The 6,695-nt window shown below is 40.9% G+C and carries 7 protein-coding genes; all 7 read right to left on the bottom strand.

The window, feature by feature from the left end:
• Window positions 1–239: 239 nt before the first annotated feature.
• Window positions 240–914, bottom strand: coding sequence for an energy-coupling factor transporter transmembrane protein EcfT (locus tag HXY43_RS14480; RefSeq protein WP_290883966.1), 675 nt, complete (start codon window positions 912–914; stop codon window positions 240–242).
• Window positions 907–1,830: an energy-coupling factor ABC transporter permease gene (locus HXY43_RS14475; protein WP_290883968.1), complete on the bottom strand. Its 924-nt coding sequence runs from the start codon at window positions 1,828–1,830 to the stop codon at window positions 907–909. The genes HXY43_RS14480 and HXY43_RS14475 overlap by 8 nt, the downstream gene beginning before the upstream one ends.
• A 345-nt stretch (window positions 1,831–2,175) precedes the next feature.
• Window positions 2,176–3,009, bottom strand: a complete 834-nt coding sequence (locus HXY43_RS14470) for an energy-coupling factor ABC transporter ATP-binding protein (protein ID WP_290883964.1) — start codon at window positions 3,007–3,009, stop codon at window positions 2,176–2,178.
• Window positions 2,984–3,796, bottom strand: a complete 813-nt coding sequence (cbiQ, locus tag HXY43_RS14465; RefSeq protein WP_290883962.1) for a cobalt ECF transporter T component CbiQ — start codon at window positions 3,794–3,796, stop codon at window positions 2,984–2,986. The genes HXY43_RS14470 and cbiQ overlap by 26 nt, the downstream gene beginning before the upstream one ends.
• On the bottom strand, window positions 3,780–4,097 hold the full coding sequence (locus HXY43_RS14460) for an energy-coupling factor ABC transporter substrate-binding protein (RefSeq protein WP_290883960.1): 318 nt from the start codon (window positions 4,095–4,097) through the stop codon (window positions 3,780–3,782). The genes cbiQ and HXY43_RS14460 overlap by 17 nt, the downstream gene beginning before the upstream one ends.
• A gap of 85 nt (window positions 4,098–4,182) precedes the next feature.
• Window positions 4,183–4,950: an energy-coupling factor ABC transporter permease gene (locus HXY43_RS14455; protein WP_290883958.1), complete on the bottom strand. Its 768-nt coding sequence runs from the start codon at window positions 4,948–4,950 to the stop codon at window positions 4,183–4,185.
• Window positions 4,951–5,050: 100 nt separating this feature from the next.
• Window positions 5,051–6,613, bottom strand: a complete 1,563-nt coding sequence (locus tag HXY43_RS14450) for an AAA-like domain-containing protein (RefSeq protein WP_290883956.1) — start codon at window positions 6,611–6,613, stop codon at window positions 5,051–5,053.
• Window positions 6,614–6,695: the final 82 nt, after the last annotated feature.

The following is a 6,695-nucleotide window of genomic DNA, read 5'->3' as shown; positions in this document are numbered from 1 at the left end:
GGGTAAAAAACGAACCCAAATCTTAGTAGAGAAGACTATTTTCCTCTTTGTGTCCCTACCCTACGGGAAGCCGCCCTTGCGGTCGTCTACGCTGCGCTCGAGGGCAAGCTTAGTGTCTTGGTGGTGAAAAAAGAATTATTGAAACACCAAGACACCAAGACACCAAGAAAAATCCATTTCCAAGACTCACATCTTAACAGGGGTAGTGGTTAGTAGTTAAATTCACGAATGACCAATGACTAATGACTAATAACTAATCCAAAATCGCTATAAGAAGCCAAGGTTAAACTAACAGCGATCGCACAAGCTAGCAGAACAACAAAACGCTCTTTGGCTCTTAATGTTGAATCTACTGGTAGTGTTCCTTTATAACCACGAACTACCATTGCTGCGTAAACTCGTTCTGCCCTTTCTAAACTACGGAGATACAAGCTACCAATCATAGCTGCACTGGCGTAACGCAGCCAAGCTGCTGTGCCATTTAGACCTCGGAGTTGAGCAGCACGTTGCATTCGCGTTACTTCTGCTAGCAGAATTTCTATATATTGTCCAGTCAATAACAAATTTTCCTTCAATCCGCTTGGAACGGGTAAACCTTTGAGAGCAATACCAAAACTGTGTGGCGGCAAGGTTAACAAAAAACTATTCATTGTTACCAAACAAATGAGAGAACGAATTAACAGAAAACTAGCTCGTTCCCATCCTAAGGGTAACGCTACAAATGAAAGGAATAATAATTCTGCACCCAACAATCCCGTGAGTTTGCGAATGGGTACGCGCAAAAGGATAGCCCAAATTAGTGCGATCGCCCCATATGCAGCTAGCCAATTCCAAGCCTCATACTTTAATAAAGCTGCCCCAACTACAATCACTAGGGATAACTGTAAACGTAATGGTAGTGAAAGTTTAAGCATTGTTCGGTTTCACCACTTTTGCAATGCCAAAGGCAACACCAAAGCAAACAATAGATCCAAAAATTCCCGCGATACTCGTGCCAACAGGGCCTAACCCTTCGATTCCGTAGTCAGCTAAGGGCGTTGGGACTGTGACTCGCACTTGTTCTGCCAAGCTTATGAAACCCAGGTCTTCGGCAACTCTTTCCAAGCCGTCAGGCCATGCAGAGGCTACCAAGGAGAGTAAACCAGAAATCAAAAGAATACTTACTACTGGCACTACCCAGCCTTTGAATTGCTGCTGCGCCCCTGGTAACAAATCTGGTCGCACTGTGGCCAGGTAAGCTAATACACCCCCAGTAATCAATCCTTCGCCAACACCAATCAGGATATGTACACCAGTCATCGCTGGTAAAACCAGTAGTGGAGGTGCTGTTCCAGAAAGGGCTAATTCAATCGCACAAGCTACAGCCGCTACGACTACACTCACGCCAGCAGCAATGCCAGCAGCTAGTGGCAAGCGCCTTCTAGATCCCCCAAATAGCCGCTGTAAGGTTTGGGTTAAGCCCCAGCCAACCCAAACTCCAATCACTGCCATGTTGAAAATATTTGCTCCTAAAGCTGTGATACCCCCATCGGCAAACAGCACGGCTTGAATAATCAAAACTGTGGCAATGCATAGTGTACCCGCCCAAGGACTACCGAGAACGATTGCTGCTAAAGTTCCCCCCAATAAGTGACCGCTAGTACCGCCTGCTACAGGAAAATTAATCATCTGAGCAGCAAATATAAAGGCGGTAGTTAAGCCGAGAACTGGCGCGCGTCTCACACCAAAAGCATCTTGCGATCGCCCCAAGGCAATACCAATAGCCGCCACACTCGCCACACCGGTAACTGCCGCTACCGGTAGAGAAACAAAACCATCAGGAATATGCATGATGTGCCCCCGTTTATTTATTTGCACAGAGTAATCATTAAAACTGCGGCATCAAATTCATACAAAACAAAATTTACCCCTTATTTGCAATGCCCTCTTGGGGGATTTTATGCTATTCCTTCAGGGTTATTGACAAGAAAATTTGTATAAAATAATTTACTTATGCTGTTGATTGTAAAAAAATAATAATTTCCTCTTTAGCATTCACAAACACTGTGTCAAAAAATACCTAAATGCAGTATTATAAATCACACATAAATCATTTATTAAAAATAAAACTGCAAATACAAACTTAAAATAATTAATTTGACAAATGACTAATGACCAATGACAAATGACTATTGACTAAAACTCACGAAATACATTTAACATTCGTTGTCGCAAACGTTCTAAAACTGCTCTCTCTTCAGCGAATTCGTCAGCAGCATATAACATTTCATATATTAAAGGTACTCCTAACTGTAATTCTTCCAGAATGTCACGCTGAGTAAACACATCCTGGGGGTTTCCCTCCAGTACTAGTCGTCCCCTATCCATCACAAATACCCAATCTGCCCAGCGATAAACTAAATCTAAATCATGAGTTGCCATAACTATTGTCGTCCCAGCAGCATGAATATTTTTCAAAGTTGACATCAGGTGACGAGTATGCATCCGATCTAGATACGCCGTTGGTTCATCTAACAATAATAATTCCGGTTTTAGTACCATCACATCTGCTATAGAAACTCGCTTTTTTTGACCTAAACTGAGATGATGTACAGGTCTTTGTGCGAGTGATGTTAAATCAAAATCAACTAATGCTTGCTCAATTCGCTGTTGAATTTCTGCTTCAGGCAACCCCAAATTGCACAAGCCATAAGAAATATCTTCTTCAACTGTAGAAGCAACTAGTTGTTGCTCTGGATTTTGAAAAACTACGCCGACTTTCTGGCGTAAATTCATCATGAACTTTCGGTCATATTGTAGTGGTTGACCTTGCCAATAAATAGTTCCTTTTTGAGGTTTATATAGGCCATTAGCTAATAAAAATAGCGTAGTTTTACCACAACCATTTTGACCAATTAATGCACATTTTTTCTTAGCAGGAATTTTTATTGTGAGACCATTCACAGCCGATTGTTTTGCGCCTGAATAAGTGTAATATATCTGCTCAAATGTGAGTAACCATTCCGGCATTCTGACCCCATTCTAATGCTATTAATAAAGCAAAACCAAAAATAGCTTCTATGGTATATCGCTTTGATTGATGATAGCGATGGGGATGCCAAACCCGCAATTCTCCATTGAAACCCCTTGATTCTAAACTTAAGACAACTTGGCGATAGTTTTCTAAACTGCGTTTGAGTAGTTGTCCAATTAACAGTGCTAAACTTTTCATACTAGTAGCGAAAGTACGATAGCCTCCACGAGCCTGCTGAGCAGTCCATAATTCCGAAGCTGTGTTTAACAGCACAAAAATAAAGCGATACATCAGCAATAAAAGCTCAGTCAACAGTACTGGACAACCAAGACGTCTCAGCGTTTGCAAAAGTTCAGTGAAGGGAATAGTGAGCATGACAAAATACAAGCAACAAAGAGAAGCTAAAGCTCGCGTTAAAATTGTCAATCCCAGCCCAAGACCATTATGACTGATGTATAGGTAATAACCACTAATATTTAATCCCGCGATCGCATCATGTTGTATTAAATCTATGTGAGCTACATCTATACCATTAATGGCTAAAGCTGGCAAGCTGGTTAACCAAAAAAAAGTTGCCACATAGATCAATTTCAAATATATTTTGCCCGGAATGCCTGCATAGATCACTGTCCAAACACTCATCCAGAGTGCGATCAAAATTTGCACGCTTGGATGAGCAAAAGCTGTGACGATTAATAAGGCAGTTGCAAACAGCAATTTTTGTTCTGGTGGCAACCATCGCAAGCGATTAGTGTAGGCTAGTGTGTCAATCTGAATTTTCATTATGATGATTTTGACGTTCTGAGCGCCCTTTATATAGTCCAATTACATAGCCAATCACACCAGCACCCGCAGCCGCCTGCACGCTAAATAATAAGCTTTCAACTTCCCCACTTGGTAACTCAATTAATGAATTAAACCAAGGTTTATACTGAGGCTGTATTTCTTTAATTGCTGATTCTGCTTGCTCGTCGGAACCACTAAATTCTGCATCCTTAATTAGCATTATCGGTGTTGCTGATAATGCTACTACTGCTAGTAGCAATAGCCAGTTATTCCATTTATGATTTTGAATTTTAGTCATTTGTCATTTTTTGTTGTTTGTTGGTTGTTGGTTGTTGTTTGAAACAACCACTAACTACTAACTACTAACTACTAACTACTAACCACTAACCATTCTCTGATTTAATCAGATTCAACGTTTCTAGTTCTTGACGGCCATAGTTAGCTAGCCAATTCCACACCAACACTGTTAATAATCCTTCACTAATTGCTAAAGGAACTTGTGTAATGGCAAAGATCCCCGCAAATTTAGCAAAGGATGCCACGATCCCACCTGTAGTTGTAGGAAATGCTAAAGCTAATTGTACAGAAGTCACAAGATAAGTCATTAAATCTGCGATCGCTGCGGCTAGAAAAATTGCTAATCTTTGCTTGCCAGTTGGCATGACTAAGCGATATATCCAAAAGGCAACAAAAGGCCCGACTATCGCCATTGAAAATGCATTGGCTCCCAGTGTAGTTAAACCGCCGTGGGCTAGCAGCAGTGCTTGAAATAGCAGCACTAGACTACCCAGCACTGACATGGCTAAAGGCCCAAATAGCACTGCTCCTAATCCTGTACCTGTAGGATGGGAACAACTACCTGTAACCGAAGGCATTTTTAATGCCGATAGTACGAAGGTAAAAGCCCCTGCTAATGCCAAAAGTAATTTTAATTCTGGTTTTGCTTGAGTAATGCGTGTTAGCGATCGCAGCCCCAACACAAAAAATGGCAGCGCTACTATCCACCAAAATACCGCCCACCCCACAGGTAAAAAACCTTCCATGATGTGCATGGCATAGGCTGGTGCGGCGGCGCTCACTATTTGGTAAAAGCTCAAAATCCCGATGAGGATTAGCGATCCACGTTTAGATTTGATAATGATTCTCGGCACAAACTCTTCCTCGAAGATGTATAAGGATTCAGTTTATATTGACAGCTTCTCTTCTTCAAGTGTGATTATCATTATCATATAAGTTTCATCGATCTTTCACTCAGCACCCACCCGACTCAGATTTTGTATTCGTGGCTTTGCTTTGATACTTAATCTGGGCACATTTCACCTGTAATTCAAGGTTCTGAATCTTTTGTAAAAGCGACACTCCCCAGGCTAGTGAGATCGCAAACTTAATAGTCATACCTAGCAATAGGAGCGTGACTATTCTGGCAGCTTTTTTTTGTTGAGCCTCTCTCTTTTGTTGTTCTTGCAGTCGTGCTTCTACTTCTTTGGCGCGTTCCGCCTCCAATGCTTGTTGCACTTCTTTTCGATCCAATTCTTCACTTTTCGCTAAAAATCGATAATCTAAGTCGCTTAAGCTTTTGCCATGTGCCCAAGTTTGGGCATCAATCAAGGCTTGTCCACGCAAAAGGCGAGATTTATCTTCTTCGTTAGAGGCTATCCAGGCATTGAAGGCTTGAGAGTAGGGGCGCAAGTAAGCTAATTGTTTTTCAACCCATTCGAGGTTGAAAACTTCTTGATAAATTCGGTTTTTTACTTTTATAAAACCCTGCTTTCTTGTCACCAAACCAGACAGCAATAGTTCTACCTGTTCTGGAGTATCATCCACAGGTACGTCAATCCCTTGGAGAATTTGCTGATAAATTCCTAGCAATCTTCCAGCAGATTGTTCTTTTCTCAAGATGCGATCGCGAATTGTCCGTAAATGCTCCGGTTCATCTTGTGATTCCCACTTGTCAATTATGCGCGATCGCACAATACTCTCTACCCAGTATGCTTCAGTGCCAGGAAGAATTTTGAGCTTTCTTGCTACATCATCTAAGGTTGAACTTACAAGTAGCCGACATAGCTTTTGAGTCAGAAAAGGTTGTCCTTCTGTCCAAGCTAATATTTCTTTAAGAACTATCTGGGGATCGCTACCATTTATTTCCAATCCTTGAGCTAGTGGTTTAGCTTCTGCAAATGTGAAGCCATCTATTTCTATAGCTTTACCAATATTAAATGGGGTAGTATGATTTTTATAATAAATTAAGTCTGAAGGTGTAGCAACGCCAGAAATGGCAAATGTAATTCGATTATATTCGGAAGCAATTGCTCGTTGATTATATAAAAATCGAATCAAGCTAAAAAAGTCATCAACGGGAAAATCAAGGCTTTTAATACTATCAATTTCATCAATAAAGATAAACAATCTTTCGTGAGGAAATTGATCTAGTAGTATCTCCGAAATAAATCGACTAAGTTTCTGAAGTAAACAAATATCGCTTTGTTCTTGCCACCAAGCTTTTAAATTGACTTTTCCTAACAGTTTAAAACCCAACCATAAATCACCTATGACTCCCTTATACCACTGCTGGGGAGTTATATTTTCGCAACCAATATTAGTCATATCAATAGTGACGCATCGAAAGCCTTCCTGTTGCAGGCGATGCTTGGTTCTAACCATGAGCGAGGATTTGCCCATTTGCCTACAACTAAGGACATAGCAAAACTCACCCTGCTTTAAGGCTTCATAGAGTTCCACATCTGCTCGTCGCTCAACATAACTAGGAGCATCACAGGTCAGTGTGCCGCCAACTTGGTATCGATAATTGCTCATTGAATTTTAAATGTTAATTTGTTTTGCAGATAAATAAAGAAGTTGGTATGAAGATAGTTTAGAAAATCAATAAAGATAGTCC

The sequence above is a fragment of the Fischerella sp. genome (assembly GCF_013388695.1).
Lineage (GTDB): Bacteria > Cyanobacteriota > Cyanobacteriia > Cyanobacteriales > Nostocaceae > PCC9605.
Note: the sequence above shows the minus strand (reverse complement) of the source record. Positions and strands in the feature narration are given on the sequence as shown.